Source organism: Pseudomonas sp. SW-3 (genome assembly GCF_016615645.1).
GTDB lineage: Bacteria > Pseudomonadota > Gammaproteobacteria > Pseudomonadales > Pseudomonadaceae > Aquipseudomonas > Aquipseudomonas mandelii.
The window spans coordinates 5519025-5533041 of the sequence record NZ_CP067098.1; the positions used below are offsets into that span (position 1 = coordinate 5519025).

A 14017-nucleotide genomic window follows, 5' to 3' on the forward strand; every position below is an offset into this window, starting at 1 on the left:
GTTTTCGGGCACGCGCATAAAAAAGAGAGGCCGGGATGTACATCTATCGCTTGGTCCTGCTCCTGGTAGTGGGGATTTACCTGTTCTCCCCGGCCATCATGGATTGGTGGATCGACGCCACTGGCGCCTGGTATCGCCCTTATCTGCTCTGGCTGATTCTGATCGTCGTGACCTTCATCCTGCAGAGCCAAAAAGATGCCGATGAGCTTTAGCCTGACCCAGATGATCCTGATCAGCGCCGCGTACCTGGCGGTGCTGTTCGGCGTCGCCTGGATCAGCGAACGGGGCATGATCCCCCGGGCGATCATTCGCCACCCGCTGACCTACACCCTGTCGCTGGGGGTGTACGCCAGCGCCTGGGCGTTTTACGGCACGGTGGGCCTGGCCTATCAGTACGGCTACGGTTTTCTGTCCAGTTACCTCGGGGTCTCCGGGGCGTTTTTGCTGGCGCCGGTGTTGCTGTACCCGATCCTGAAAATCACCCGCACCTATCAACTGTCGTCGCTGGCCGACTTGTTCGCATTCCGTTTCCGCAGCACGTGGGCCGGAGCGCTGACCACGATTTTCATGTTGATCGGCGTGCTGCCGTTGCTGGCGTTGCAGATCCAGGCGGTGGCCGACTCCATCGGCATCCTGACCCGCGAGCCGGTGCAGCATCGCGTGGCCCTGAGCTTTTGCGCGCTGATTACCCTGTTCACGATCTTCTTCGGCTCGCGCCACATCGCCACCCGTGAGAAACATGAAGGCCTGGTGTTCGCGATTGCCTTCGAGTCGGTGATCAAGCTGATCGCCATTGGCGGTGTCGGCCTCTATGCCCTTTATGGCGTGTTCGACGGCCCGCAACAGCTGGAACTGTGGCTACTGCAAAACCAGACCGCCCTCGCCGCCTTGCACACGCCCTTGCAGGAAGGCCCGTGGCGAACGCTGCTGCTGGTGTTCTTTGCCTCGGCGATTGTGATGCCGCACATGTACCACATGACCTTTACCGAGAATCTCAACCCGCGCTCGCTGGTCAGTGCCAGCTGGGGTCTGCCGCTGTTCCTGCTGTTGATGAGCCTGGCGGTGCCGCTGATTCTCTGGGCCGGACTGAAACTCGGCGCCACTACCAACCCGGAATATTTCACCCTGGGCATCGGCATCGCCGCCAACAGCAAAGCCTTGGCGTTGTTGGCGTATGTCGGCGGGTTGTCGGCCGCGAGCGGACTGATCATCGTCACCACCCTGGCGCTGTCCGGGATGGCGCTGAACCATCTGGTGCTGCCGCTCTACCAACCGCCGGCCGAAGGCAACATCTATCGCTGGTTGAAGTGGACCCGCCGGGCGCTGATCGTTGCGATCATCATGGCCGGCTACGGCTTCTACCTGTTGCTGGGCGCCGAACAGGACCTGGCCAACCTCGGCATCGTCGCGTTTGTGGCCACGCTGCAATTTCTTCCGGGGGTCCTGTCGGTCCTGTATTGGCCGACCGCCAACCGCCGCGGCTTCATCGCCGGTTTGCTGGCGGGGATCCTGGTGTGGCTGGTGACCATGTTGTTGCCGCTGGTCGGCAATCTGCAGGGCTTCTACATTCCGCTGTTGAACATGATCTACGTGCTGGACGACACCAGTTGGCACATGGCAGCGATCGCGTCCCTGGCCGCCAACGTGCTGATGTTCACCCTGATCTCGCTGTTCACCAACGCCAGCCCCGAAGAGGCCAGCGCCGCCGAAGCCTGCGCCGTGGACAACGTGCGTCGCCCGCAGCGCCGGGAACTGCACGCCGCCTCGCCTCAGGAATTCGCCACGCAACTGGCTAAGCCTCTGGGTGCCAAGGCCGCGCAGAAAGAAGTCGAGCAGGCGCTGCGTGATCTCTATCTGCCGTTCGACGAGCGCCGGCCTTATGCCTTGCGCCGTTTGCGCGACCGGATCGAAGCCAACCTCTCCGGCCTGATGGGCCCGAGCGTGGCGCAGGACATGGTCGAGACCTTCCTGCCGTACAAGGCTGGCGGCGAAAACTACGTCACCGAAGACATCCACTTCATCGAAAGCCGTCTCGAGGACTACCACTCGCGCCTCACCGGCCTGGCCGCCGAACTCGATGCCCTGCGCCGCTATCACCGCCAGACCTTGCAGGAATTGCCGATGGGCGTTTGCTCGCTGGCCAAGGATCAGGAAATCCTCATGTGGAACAAAGCCATGGAGGAGCTGACCGGGATTGCCGCGCAGCGTGTGGTCGGATCGCGCCTGAGCACCATCGCCGATCCGTGGAAAGAACTGCTGCAAGGCTTCATCAATCTGCCGGACGAGCATTTGCACAAACAGCACCTGGCCCTTGATGGCCAGACCCGCTGGCTGAACCTGCACAAAGCGGCCATTGATGAACCGCTCGCACCGGGTAACAGTGGCCTGGTGTTGCTGGTGGAAGATCTGACCGAAACCCAGATGCTCGAAGACAAACTGGTGCACTCCGAGCGCCTGGCCAGCATCGGGCGACTCGCGGCGGGTGTGGCCCATGAAATCGGCAACCCGATCACCGGCATCGCGTGCCTGGCGCAGAACCTGCGCGAAGAACGCGAAGACGATGGCGAACTGAAGGAAATCAGCGGTCAGATCCTCGAGCAGACCAAACGCGTTTCGCGCATCGTTCAGTCGCTGATGAGCTTCGCCCACGCCGGCAGTCACCAACACAGCGACGAGCCCGTCTGTCTGGCTGAAGTGGCTCAGGATGCCATCGGTTTGCTGGCCCTGAACCGACGCAATTTCGAAGTGCAGTTCTATAACCTGTGCGACCCCGATCACTGGGTCGAAGGCGATCCGCAACGCCTCGCCCAGGTATTGATCAACCTGCTCTCAAACGCCCGTGACGCCTCGCCTCCCGGCAGTGCGGTGCGGGTCAAGAGCGAAGCCGGCGAACACACGGTCGACTTGATCGTGGAAGACGAAGGCAGCGGTATTCCGAAGAACATCATGGACCGATTGTTCGAACCTTTCTTCACCACCAAGGATCCTGGCGAAGGCACCGGTCTGGGCCTTGCACTGGTCTATTCCATCGTTGAAGAGCATTATGGACAAATCACCATCGACAGCCCGGCTGATGTACAAAGCCAACGCGGCACCCGTATTCGGGTGACCTTGCCGCGTCATGTCGAAGCGACGTCCGCTGTGAACTGAGACCGTCGAGAGTATCGAATCAATGCCGCACATTTTGATCGTCGAAGACGAAACAATTATCCGCTCCGCCTTGCGCCGCCTGCTGGAACGTAACCAGTACCAGGTCAGCGAAGCCGGTTCAGTGCAGGAAGCACAAGAACGCTTCACCATTCCCACGTTCGACCTGATCGTCAGCGACTTGCGTCTTCCGGGCGCTCCGGGCACCGAGTTGATCAAACTCGGCCAGGGCACTCCGGTGCTGATCATGACCAGCTACGCCAGCCTGCGTTCGGCCGTCGACTCGATGAAGATGGGCGCGGTGGATTACATCGCCAAGCCTTTCGATCACGACGAAATGCTCCAGGCTGTCGCCCGTATCCTGCGTGACCGCCAATCGCTGCCGGCCGGCGGTGAACCGGCCACCGGCAAAGCGGCCAATGGCGCGGCGAAACCGGGTGTTGATAACAGCAACGGCGAAATCGGCATCATCGGTTCGTGCCCGCCGATGCAGGACCTGTACAGCAAGATCCGCAAAGTCGCGCCGACCGATTCCAATGTCCTGATCCAGGGTGAATCCGGTACCGGTAAAGAACTGGTGGCCCGCGCCCTGCACAACCTGTCCAAACGAGCCAAGGCACCGATGATTTCGGTGAACTGTGCAGCCATCCCGGAAAGCCTGATCGAGTCCGAACTGTTCGGCCACGAAAAAGGCGCGTTCACTGGCGCCAGCGCCGGGCGTGCCGGTCTGGTGGAAGCGGCGGACGGCGGCACCTTGTTCCTCGACGAAATCGGCGAACTGCCACTGGAAGCCCAGGCCCGCTTGCTGCGCGTGTTGCAGGAAGGCGAAATTCGCCGGGTCGGTTCGGTCCAGTCACAGAAAGTCGATGTGCGCCTGATCGCCGCGACTCACCGGGACCTCAAGAGCCTGGCGAAGATCGGTCAGTTCCGTGAAGACTTGTATTACCGCCTCCATGTGATCGCCCTGAAATTGCCGGCCCTGCGCGAGCGCGGTGCCGATGTCAACGAGATCGCCAATGCCTTCCTGGCGCGACAGAGCGCGCGGGTCAACCGTACCGACCTGAAATTCGCGGTGGATGCCGAACAGGCGATCCGTCATTACTCCTGGCCGGGTAACGTTCGTGAACTGGAAAACGCGGTAGAGCGCGCCGTCATCCTGTGCGAGAGCCCGGAGATTTCCGCCGAGCTGCTGGGGATCGACATCGAACTGAGCGACCTGGAAGACGATGACTTCATTGGTCTGCCGCCGCAACAGGGCAACGGCGCCAGCAACAACAATCATGAGCCAACCGAAGACCTGTCGCTGGAAGACTACTTCCAGCACTTCGTGCTTGAGCATCAGGACCACATGACGGAAACCGAGCTGGCCCGCAAACTCGGGGTGAGTCGCAAGTGCCTGTGGGAACGTCGTCAGCGCCTGGGTATCCCGCGGCGCAAGACCGGGGTCGCCAGCGAGAGCTGAACAGCGCCTGTCTGATGTGCGGGTAACACATGACTTTGTGAAAAAACTGTTACCTCAGTCGTTTCACGTAACAGAAGCCGGGGCTTACGGTAACGAAGTCCCGGCTTTTTTTCGGCCTCGAAAACCCTGTCAGCCCGCCTAACCCCTTGTTTTGCTGGACCTCACAAAAGTTGGCACGCACCCTGCTATATGTTTAGTACAAGAACAATAACAAGCAATGCACAAGACAATAAAAATAAGACGAATCGACTCACGCACAATAAAAACAAGACGGCGAGAGGCGCAGCTAACTGATTCTTTTGGAGAGGCGTTGTATTTGGGGCTTGCCCCACGACCAGGCCGAGAATAATAAAAAACTGTCCCAAGACAGTGCCTGAACTGGTTGGATCGAACGATCACTGCAGCACAGCGACCAAAGCAATCCGTTTGCTCTTGGCTCCCGATTGGGAGGGCCATGAAGGAAACACTTCATGGCGAGGGCACTTAATAAAAACAAAAAGCCCGACTCAAAAATAAAAATAGAGCATGCAACTACTTTCTTGGGGAGCTTCGGCTCCCCTTGTAGTTTCTACGATTCGAAAAACCTACCCAAATCTGCTTTGTTTTCCGCTTGAAGCCTGCGGCTTACAGCTCATATCTGCTGTGTCCTACACCATCCCCTGACTAAATGCTAGAATCCCCGCCCATCATGCGGTCATTCTTCGTTATGGCCGAACATTCCTTCAAACAGTGCATCCCATGCTGAAGAAGTTGTTCCAGTCATTCCGTTCTCCCAAGCGTCATACGCAACACATTCGCAGTACGCCTGAAGTCCTCAACAGCGGCCAACATTCGCTGCAAAAGGCCCAATTCAGCCGTTACGCGGTGAACATCGTCGAACGCCTGCAGAACGCCGGTTACCAGGCCTACCTGGTCGGCGGCTGTGTGCGTGACATGCTCCTTGGCATCACGCCAAAAGATTTCGACGTCGCCACCAGTGCCACGCCTGAGCAGGTGCGAGCCGAATTCCGCAACGCGCGGATCATCGGTCGCCGCTTCAAGCTGGTGCATATCCACTTTGGCCGCGAAATCATCGAAGTCGCGACCTTCCGCGCCAATCACCCGCAAAACGACGAGGAAGAAGACAGCAACCAGTCTTCCCGTAACGAGAGCGGGCGCATCCTGCGCGACAACGTCTACGGCACGCTGGAAGAAGACGCGCAACGCCGCGACTTCACCATCAATGCCTTGTATTACGATCCGGTCAGCGAGCGCATTCTCGATTACGCCAATGGCGTACACGACATCCGCAATCACCTGATCCGCCTGATCGGCGACCCGAAGCAACGCTACCAGGAAGACCCGGTACGGATGCTGCGGGCCGTGCGTTTCGCCGCCAAGCTGAATTTCGGCATCGAAAAACACAGCGCCCTGCCGATCCGCGACCTGGCGCCGATGCTGCGCGAGATCCCGTCAGCCCGTCTGTTCGAAGAAGTGCTCAAGCTGTTCCTCTCCGGCCATGCCGCGGACACCTTCGAGATGCTGGTCGACCTGCAGTTGTTCGATCCGCTGTTCCCGGCCAGTGCCGAGGCGCTGGAATACAACCCGACGTACACCCACACCTTGATCAGCGAAGCGTTGATCAACACTGACCTGCGGATCAAACAGAACAAACCGGTAACCCCGGCGTTCCTGTTTGCAGCCCTGCTGTGGCCTGCCCTGCCGGCCCGCGTCCTGCGCCTGCAAGAACGTGGCATGCCACCGATTCCGGCGATGCAGGAAGCCGCTCACGAGCTGATTGCCGAGCAGTGCCAGCGGATCGCGATTCCGAAACGCTTCACCATGCCGATCCGCGAGATCTGGGACATGCAGGAGCGGCTTCCTCGCCGCAGCGGCAAGCGTGCCGACCTGTTGCTGGACAACCCGCGGTTCCGTGCCGGTTACGACTTCCTGCTGCTGCGAGAAAGCGCTGGCGAGCAGACCGATGGCCTGGGCGAATGGTGGACCGACTATCAGGACGCCAATGACAGTGAGCGTCGGGACATGATCCGCGACCTCAGCGGCAAGGATGAAGGCACCGGCGCACCACGCAAACGGCGTCGCAGCGGTGGCGCCAAGCGCAAACGCGCGGCCGGCGCACCGAGTGCTACGGGCGAGTAATCCATGGAACGCATCTACATCGGCATGGGCAGCAATCTGGCTGACCCCGCCGAACAATTGCGCAGCGCCGTCGAGGCGCTGGCGCAGTTGCCGCAGACCCAACTGGTCGGGGTGTCCGGGTTTTATCAAAGCGACTCGCTTCTGCCCGGCCAGCCGCGTTACACCAACGCGGTCGCCGCCCTCGACAGCACGCTCCCGCCATTGGACCTGCTTGATGCGCTGCAAGCCATCGAGAACGGACAAGGCCGCGAGCGTCTTGAGCGTTGGGGTCCACGAACGCTGGACCTCGACATCGTGCTGTTTGGCGACCGGCTGATCGACGAACCGCGCCTCAAGGTGCCGCACTACCATATGCAGGAGCGGGCCTTCGTTCTGTATCCGCTGGCCGAACTGGCGCCTGCAGAGCTGCGTCTGGCCGATGGCCGCAGCCTGAAGGCATTACTCGCAGCCTGTCCGTTCGTCGGCCTGGAACGCCTCCCTCCGAATTAATGCAAATCCCCTGTGGGAGTGAGCCTGCTCGCGATAGCGACTTAACATTCACCGAAGATGTTGACTGTCAGGACGCAATCGCGAGCAGGCTCACTCCCACATTGGTTTTTGTGTTGAACATAGAATCCGCTGCTGAATCGCATCAGTTACCCCGGTAACACCCCCCGCGTAACAACGCGGTAACACATGCAATTGACTTCCCGAGTTCTCCTCACGACTATAGGCGTCCCGCTGCCGCCAACACGGCGTTGAAGGGCGCAATCCAGGCCTTAAAAGCACGACATCAGAGCGTGCGCCTGTATTTAACGAAGAATCACGCGCGTTACTCGCAGTAGTTTCCAAGCGCCTGAATGAGGAACTTTTCATGCCAGCCATCACCCTGACCACTCTGCAAGGTTTGAAGCAAAAAGGTGAAAAAATCACCATGCTGACCTGCTATGACGCGACCTTCGCCCACGCCTGCAATCAGGCTGGCGTCGAAGTGCTGCTGGTGGGCGACTCCCTCGGCATGGTTTTGCAAGGTCACGACAGCACCCTGCCGGTGACCACCGCGGAAATGGCTTACCACGTGGCAGCCGTCAAACGCGGCAACGCCGATGCGCTGATCCTCGCCGACCTGCCGTTCATGGCCTACGCCACCACCGAACAAGCCATGAGCAACAGCGCCCTGTTGATGCAGGCCGGTGCGCACATGGTCAAGGTTGAAGGCGCATTGTGGCTCGCCGACTCGATCCGCCTGCTGGCCGAACGAGGCATCCCTGTGTGCGCGCACATGGGCCTGACACCGCAATCGGTGAACATGCTGGGCGGTTACAAAGTCCAGGGCCGCAGCGAGAACCAGGCGCGACAGATGCGCGCCGACGCCATCGCGCTGGAACAGGCCGGTGCCGCCATGCTATTGCTTGAGTGCGTACCGAGCGAATTGGCCCAGGAAATTACCCAGGCAGTGGGCATTCCGGTGATCGGTATCGGTGCCGGCAGTGACACCGATGGCCAGGTCCTGGTCCTGCACGACATGCTCGGCCTGTCCATTACCGGTCGCGTACCTAAATTCGTAAAGAACTTCATGAACGGCCAGACCAGCATTCACGCAGCTCTGAGCGCCTACGTCAGTGAAGTCAAAGCCGCCTCTTTCCCTGGGATCGAACACGGATTCTCTGCATGAACACCGTAAAAACAGTACGCGAACTCCGGGCCGCCGTGGCCCGTGCCCGCAGCGAAGGCAAGCGCATCGGCTTCGTGCCGACCATGGGCAACCTGCACAGCGGTCATGTCGCGCTGATTACCAAAGCGACCCAACGGGCGGATTTCGTAGTCGCCAGCATTTTCGTCAACCCGCTGCAATTCGGCGCCGGCGAAGACCTCGACAAGTACCCGCGGACCCTGGCGGCTGACCAGGAGAAACTGCTCCAGGCCGGTTGCCACTTGCTGTTCGCGCCCACCGTCGAAGAAATGTACCCCGACGGCATGGCCGGCCAGACCCGCGTCAGCGTCCCGCAACTCTCCGAAGGCCTGTGCGGCGCCAGCCGTCCCGGGCATTTCGAAGGTGTCGCGACGGTCGTCAGCAAGCTGTTCAACATGGTCCAGCCGGACCTGGCGGTCTTCGGCCAGAAAGATTTCCAGCAACTGGCGGTGATCAAATCCCTGGTCCATGACCTGAACATGCCAGTGCAGATCATTGGCGAACCGACCGTTCGGGCGGCCGATGGCCTGGCGCTGTCGTCGCGCAATGGTTTCCTCAGCGAAGAGCAGCGCGCCGTTGCGCCGGTGGTGTATCGCGGCCTGTGCCAGATTGCCGAGGCGATCAAACAGGGCGAGCGGGATTTCCCGGCGCTGATCGACGCACAGATCAAGCAGCTTGAAGCAGCCGGGTTGCGCACCGATTACCTGGAGATTCGTCACGCGCAAACCTTGCGCCCAGCGACTCCGGAAGATCGGGACCTAGTGATATTGGTTGCGGCGTTCCTGGGCACCACACGGTTGATCGACAACCTGCACCTGAACCTCGACGCCCCCGCCTAAGCACCGCCCCCCCTGTAGGAGCGAAGCTTGCTCGCGAAGAGGCTGTCACACTCGACATTTGTGTCGACTGATACGCCGCGTTCGCGAGCAAGCTTCGCTCCGACAGAAAATTGCGTGGCTTCGCTCCCTTATTGCTGCCTTTTATGCCTTCGGGCAAACTGCCCGCCGTTCGATTCCGACCTGGGAAAACACTCATGCACGCCATCATGCTCAAAGCCAAGCTGCATCGCGCCGAAGTCACTCACGCCGTACTCGATTACGAAGGTTCCTGCGCCATCGACGGCGAATGGCTGGACTTGTCCGGCATCCGTGAGTACGAACAGATCCAGATTTATAACGTCGACAACGGCGAACGCTTCACCACCTACGCGATTCGTGGCGAAGAAGGCTCGCGGATGATCTCGGTCAACGGTGCTGCCGCGCACAAGGCCAAGGTCGGTGACCGTGTGATCATCTGCGCCTACGCCCATTACAGCGAAGCCGAGCTGCTCAACTTCAAACCGCGCATGCTTTACATGGCACCGGGCAATGAACTGAGCCACACCAGCAATGCCATTCCGGTTCAGGTCGCCTGATCGAACCGACGCCCCTCCCGTTTGTCGAACCGTTCCCTGCTTTGTGTATAAAAAAGTACCGGGAACGTGTTAGACAAAGTCAAGACAGATCGCAGCGCGAGGTTTACTGTATTCGCCCTGTGTCATTGAAATCGTGTCGACGCAGTTGACCGGACGCCTGCCTACGGCGCGCCGGGATTTTCAGTGTTCAAAAAAGCCGTTCAAGTAAAAAGGAAACCCGCAGCGATGGCGTACTACCGCACTCCTCACGACGTGACCGCTCTGCCCGCCTGGCAAGCGTTGAATGACCACCGCCAAGCCATGCAGGATTTCAGCATGCGCGAGGCCTTCAATGCCGATCCGCAGCGTTTTACTCAATTCACCCTCAGCAGCTGCGGGCTGTTTCTCGATTACTCGAAGAACCTGATCAACGCCGAGACCCGCAATCTGCTGGTGGGCCTGGCCAATGAAGTCGACCTCAAGGGCGCGATCAAATCGCTGTTCGACGGCGAAATCGTCAACTCGTCGGAAGGTCGTCCAGCCCTGCACACCGCACTGCGTCGCCCGGTTGGCGACAAGCTGTCGGTGAATGGCGTCAACGTGATGCCAGAAGTGCACAAAGTGCTGAACCAGATCACCGACCTCGTCGGCCGCATCCATGACGGTCTGTGGCGTGGCTACACCGAGAAGCCGATCACTGACGTGGTGAACATCGGTATCGGTGGCTCGTTCCTCGGCCCTGAGTTGGTGTCTGAAGCGCTGCTGTCCTACGCCCAGAAAGGCGTGCGTTGCCATTACCTGGCGAACATCGATGGCAGTGAGTTCCACGAACTGACCATGAAGCTGCGCGCTGAAACCACGCTGTTCATCGTGTCGTCGAAATCCTTCAACACCCTCGAAACCCTGAAAAATGCCCAGGCCGCTCGCGCCTGGTACCTGGCTCAGGGCGGTTCGGAAGCCGAGCTGTATCGTCACTTCATCGCCGTATCCAGCAACAACGCGGCGGCCGTGGCGTTCGGTATCCGCGAAGAAAACATCTTCCCGATGTGGGACTGGGTCGGCGGCCGTTACTCGCTGTGGTCGGCCATCGGTTTGCCAATCGCGCTGGCCATCGGCATGTCGAACTTCAAGGAACTGCTGTCCGGTGCCTACACCATGGACCAGCATTTCCAGAGCGCGCCATTCGAACAGAACATGCCGGTGCTGCTGGCGTTGCTTGGCGTGTGGTACGGCAACTTCTGGGGTGCGCAAAGCCACGCGATCCTGCCTTACGACCACTACCTGCGCAACATCACCAAGCACTTGCAACAGCTGGACATGGAATCCAACGGCAAGAGCGTGCGCCAGGACGGTACGCCAGTGTCCACCGATACCGGCCCGGTGATCTGGGGTGGCGTGGGTTGCAACGGTCAGCACGCGTATCACCAGTTGCTGCACCAAGGCACCCAACTGATTCCGGCCGACTTCATCGTGCCGATTGTCAGCTTCAACCCGGTCTCCGACCACCACCAGTGGCTGTACGCCAACTGCCTGTCGCAAAGCCAGGCTCTGATGCTCGGCAAGACCCTTGTCGAAGCCGAAGCCGAACTGCGTGACAAAGGCATGAGCGAAGAAGACGTGCATAAAATCGCGCCGCACAAGGTGATCCCGGGCAACCGTCCGAGCAACACCCTCGTGGTCGAGCGCATCAGCCCCCGTCGTCTCGGTGCGCTGGTGGCGATGTACGAACACAAAGTCTTCGTGCAAAGCGTGGTCTGGGGCATCAATGCCTTCGACCAGTGGGGCGTGGAGCTGGGCAAGGAGCTGGGCAAAGGCGTTTACAACCGCCTGGTCGGCAGCGAAGAAACCCCGGCTGACGATGCTTCCACCCAAGGCCTGATCAACTACTTCCGCGGTCGTCACCGCGGTTGATCTGGCGCCTGCCCACAGGGTTTGTGCCAAACACAAATGCTGTGGGCAACACCAATCCCTGTAGGAGTTAGCCTGCTCGCGATAGCGGTTTTTCATTCAACATCGATGTTGACTGATCCACCGCTATCGCGAGCGGGCTCACTCCTACCGTTGTTTTGTGTCTGGCTTGAACCCTTTCGCTACTCGGCGCATCTTTATTACTTGTCGCAAAACAAGAATAAGGAACCGTCATGTTCGATATCAGCACGTTCCCCAAAGCCGATGCCGTCCGCCGGGCTGCACACTTGAGTCAAGACGACTACCACCGCCTCTACCGTCAATCCATCGAGCACCCCAGTGAGTTCTGGGCCGAGCAGGCCACCCGCTTTCTCGACTGGAGCACGCCGTGGGACACCGTCCAGCGCTATAACCTGAAGACCGGCGAGGCCAGCTGGTTTGCCGGTGGCAAGTTGAACGTCAGTTACAACTGCATCGACCGTCACCTGGAAAAACGCGGCGATCAGATCGCCATTCTCTGGGAAGGCGACGACCCCGCCGAATCCGCGCAGATCACCTACAAGAAACTCCATCACAACGTCTGTCGCCTGGCCAACGTGCTCAAAAGCCGTGGCGTGAAAAAGGGTGACCGCGTGTGCATCTACATGCCGATGATTCCCGAAGCGGCCTACGCCATGCTCGCCTGTACGCGGATTGGCGCGGTGCATTCGGTGGTGTTCGGCGGCTTCTCTCCAGACTCTGTGCGCGACCGGATTCTCGACGCCGATTGCCGCACGGTGATCACCGCCGATGAAGGCGTGCGCGGCGGCAAATTCGTGCCGCTCAAGCAGAAGGTCGACGAGGCACTGCAAAGTTGCCCGAACGTCAGCACCGTCATCGTCGTCGAGCGCACCCAAGGCAAAGTGGACTGGGTTGAAGGTCGCGATCTCTGGTATCACCAGGCGCTACGCGACGTCAGCGACGATTGCCCGCCAGAGCCCATGGACGCCGAAGACCCGCTGTTCATCCTCTACACCTCCGGCAGCACCGGCAAACCCAAAGGCGTACTGCACACCACCGGCGGCTATCTACTGCAAGCGGCGATGACCTTCAAGTACGTACTCGACTACCGCGATGGTGAAGTCTTCTGGTGCACCGCCGACGTCGGCTGGGTCACCGGCCACAGTTACATCGTCTATGGCCCGCTGGCCAACGGCGCGACCACGCTGATCTTCGAAGGCGTGCCAAGTTACCCGAACAGTTCGCGCTTCTGGCAGGTGATCGACAAACACCACGTCAACATTTTCTACACCGCCCCGACTGCGCTGCGCTCGCTGATGCGTGAAGGCCCCGAGCCGTTGAAGGACACTTCTCGCCAGAGCCTCAGATTACTCGGCAGCGTCGGTGAGCCGATCAACCCGGAGGCGTGGGACTGGTACTTCAACGTCGTCGGCGAACAGCGTTGTCCGATCGTCGACACCTGGTGGCAGACCGAAACCGGCGGCATCATGCTCAGCCCGCTGGTCAGCGCGCAACGGATCAAGCCCGGCTGCGCCACCCAACCGATGTTCGGCGTGCAACCGGTGCTGCTGGATGAAACGGGCAAGGAAATCAAAGGCGCCGGCAGCGGCGTGCTGGCGATCAAATCCAGCTGGCCGGCGCAGATCCGCAGCGTCTATGGCGACCCGCAACGGATGGTCGACACCTACTTCAAGCCCTACCCCGGCTACTACTTCACCGGCGACGGCGCGCGGCGTGATGAGGATGGCGATTACTGGATCACCGGGCGCATCGACGACGTGATCAACGTCTCCGGGCACCGCATCGGCACTGCCGAGGTAGAAAGCGCGCTGGTGCTGCACGACAGCATCGCCGAGGCCGCCGTGGTCGGTTATCCCCACGACCTCAAGGGCCAGGGCATCTATGCCTTCGTCACGCCCATGAACGGCACCGAGGCCAATGACGAACTGAAGAAGGAATTGCTGGCTCACGTCAGCAAGGAGATTGGCAGTTTCGCCAAACCGGACTTGATCCAATGGGCCCCGGCCTTGCCGAAAACCCGTTCGGGCAAGATCATGCGGCGCATCCTGCGCAAGATCGCGTGCAACGAACTGGACAGTCTGGGGGACACCTCGACACTGGCCGATCCAAGCGTGGTGCAGGGGCTGATCGACAAACGTCTGAACCAGTAACGCACCTGACAGCATCGCGAGCAGGCTCGCTCCCACATTGGCTTTGTGCGAAACGCAAAACGCTCAGCCAACAATTAGCTCTGTGGGAGCGAGCCTGCTCGCGATGGCAACACCTCGACTTCCCG

At 60.0% G+C, this 14017-nt stretch carries 10 protein-coding genes; all 10 read left to right on the forward strand.

Translation table 11 applies throughout. The annotated features are described in order from the left end of the window. Positions 1-35 precede the first annotated feature (35 nt). The 10 genes from JIO00_RS24950 to acs all read left to right on the forward strand — a co-directional run bounded on the left by JIO00_RS24950 (position 36) and on the right by acs (position 13892). Positions 36-212, forward strand: coding sequence for a hypothetical protein (locus JIO00_RS24950; RefSeq protein WP_003176118.1), 177 nt, complete (start codon positions 36-38; stop codon positions 210-212). Further along, positions 196-3150 (forward strand): sensor histidine kinase, encoded by a 2955-nt coding sequence (locus JIO00_RS24955; protein WP_031319123.1) that lies wholly within the window; start codon positions 196-198, stop codon positions 3148-3150. Before JIO00_RS24950 ends, JIO00_RS24955 begins: the two co-directional genes overlap by 17 nt. A 22-nt stretch (positions 3151-3172) precedes the next feature. Continuing rightward, complete coding sequence (locus tag JIO00_RS24960) at positions 3173-4609, forward strand: sigma-54-dependent transcriptional regulator (RefSeq protein WP_077750275.1); 1437 nt, start codon at positions 3173-3175, stop codon at positions 4607-4609. 738 nt (positions 4610-5347) lie between these two features. Beyond that, positions 5348-6748: a polynucleotide adenylyltransferase PcnB gene (locus JIO00_RS24965; protein WP_010467601.1), complete on the forward strand. Its 1401-nt coding sequence runs from the start codon at positions 5348-5350 to the stop codon at positions 6746-6748. A gap of 3 nt (positions 6749-6751) precedes the next feature. After that, positions 6752-7237, forward strand: coding sequence for a 2-amino-4-hydroxy-6-hydroxymethyldihydropteridine diphosphokinase (folK, locus tag JIO00_RS24970; RefSeq protein WP_077750274.1), 486 nt, complete (start codon positions 6752-6754; stop codon positions 7235-7237). Positions 7238-7601: 364 nt separating this feature from the next. Next, positions 7602-8402 carry a 3-methyl-2-oxobutanoate hydroxymethyltransferase gene (gene panB, locus JIO00_RS24975; RefSeq protein WP_010467597.1) on the forward strand — a complete coding sequence of 267 codons (801 nt, stop codon included), beginning with the start codon at positions 7602-7604 and terminating at the stop codon, positions 8400-8402. After that, positions 8399-9259 carry a pantoate--beta-alanine ligase gene (panC, locus tag JIO00_RS24980; RefSeq protein ID WP_102595137.1) on the forward strand — a complete coding sequence of 287 codons (861 nt, stop codon included), beginning with the start codon at positions 8399-8401 and terminating at the stop codon, positions 9257-9259. The genes panB and panC overlap by 4 nt, the downstream gene beginning before the upstream one ends. 194 nt (positions 9260-9453) lie before the next feature. Further along, a complete protein-coding gene (gene panD / locus JIO00_RS24985; RefSeq protein ID WP_003228271.1) occupies positions 9454-9834 on the forward strand; it encodes an aspartate 1-decarboxylase in 381 nt (126 codons plus the stop codon). 225 nt (positions 9835-10059) lie between these two features. Next, positions 10060-11724 (forward strand): glucose-6-phosphate isomerase, encoded by a 1665-nt coding sequence (pgi, locus tag JIO00_RS24990; RefSeq protein ID WP_200667024.1) that lies wholly within the window; start codon positions 10060-10062, stop codon positions 11722-11724. A gap of 230 nt (positions 11725-11954) precedes the next feature. Beyond that, on the forward strand, positions 11955-13892 hold the full coding sequence (gene acs, locus JIO00_RS24995) for an acetate--CoA ligase (protein WP_010467593.1): 1938 nt from the start codon (positions 11955-11957) through the stop codon (positions 13890-13892). Positions 13893-14017: the final 125 nt, after the last annotated feature.